Consider the following 1,086-nt stretch of genomic DNA (forward strand, 5'->3'; position numbering starts at 1 on the left):
GGCTGTAGTTTACAATAGCGTTTTAATTTTGTAACTTAATGAGAAAATGCCATGGATACCGCCAAAATAAAAGAAGTATTACTCAAACTATCTACAGAAGAACGTAAAGCTTTGTTGTTGGAGATTGAACAAGCTGATTTGCAAATTCCTGTTTTGGAAAATAGAAAACATAAACTGGATGATAGAATTGGTAGTTGTCCGCATTGCAGTAGCAAAAAGTACCGTAAGCATGGTAAAGACAAAGGTAGCCAACGTTATTATTGCAATGGTTGTAAACGAACATTTACTGAACATACAGGAACCTGGCTAGCCGGCCTACATAAAAAAGAACTCGTTTCTGAGTATTTAAAGTTAATGGAACAAGAACTGAGTTTGGATAAGATAAAGAAACGAATGGGTATTAATAAAAAGACAGCTTTTGACTGGCGTCATAAAATCTTATCAAGTCTGGCTACTACAGGCTCCGGAAGTTTTACTGGCATTACGGAAAGTGACGATACATTTTTCCTTCAATCGTCGAAGGGGCGAAAGGTAGAAGGCCGGAAACCGAGAAAACGTGGAGGTTCCGCTAAGAAAAGAGGAATAAGCAAAGAGCAAGTGGCGGTTATTGTAACAGCAGACAGAAACGATGAAATTGATATGTCGGTAGCACGGTTGGGAAGGATAAAAAAGGTTGACATAGAAAATGCTATTGGGGATAAAATCACTGAAAGAACTATTCTTTGCAGTGACAGCCATGTGAGTTATAAAGGGTTTGCCAAGGATAACAATATTGAGCACCATGCAATAAGGGCAAACCTAAAGCAATACGTGAAACAAAAGGTCTATCATGTCCAACACGTCAATTCTATTGATAGCAGATTGAAAAAGTGGATAGAATATCAGTTTTGTGGTGTTTCAACAAAATACCTGCAATTGTACCTCAATTGGTTCAAGACAAAAGAAAAGCTGAAGAAATCCAAAGAATTCATGAAAGATTTTGTGTCCATGTCCTTGGAGGACATCTCTGCTAAGGAAAGGTTTTTGAAAATAGACCTATGTTATCAACAACTAATCGGTTTTACAACGCATTATTAAACTATAGCC

1 protein-coding gene is annotated in these 1,086 nt (G+C 37.3%); it reads left to right on the plus strand.

What is annotated here, in order from left to right:
- Positions 1-51 precede the first annotated feature (51 nt).
- Positions 52-1,077, plus strand: a complete 1,026-nt coding sequence (locus ACRD7A_RS19090; RefSeq protein ID WP_430812984.1) for an IS1595 family transposase — start codon at positions 52-54, stop codon at positions 1,075-1,077.
- The last annotated feature ends 9 nt before the right edge of the window (positions 1,078-1,086 follow it).

This window comes from Carboxylicivirga longa (assembly GCF_050589825.1).
GTDB lineage: Bacteria > Bacteroidota > Bacteroidia > Bacteroidales > Marinilabiliaceae > Carboxylicivirga > Carboxylicivirga longa.

What these genes read in the sequence shown, in the direction of transcription:
- ACRD7A_RS19090 (WP_430812984.1), top strand. Translation starts at nt 52, where the DNA reads ATGGATACCGCCAAAATAAAAGAAGTATTACTCAAACTATCTACAGAA.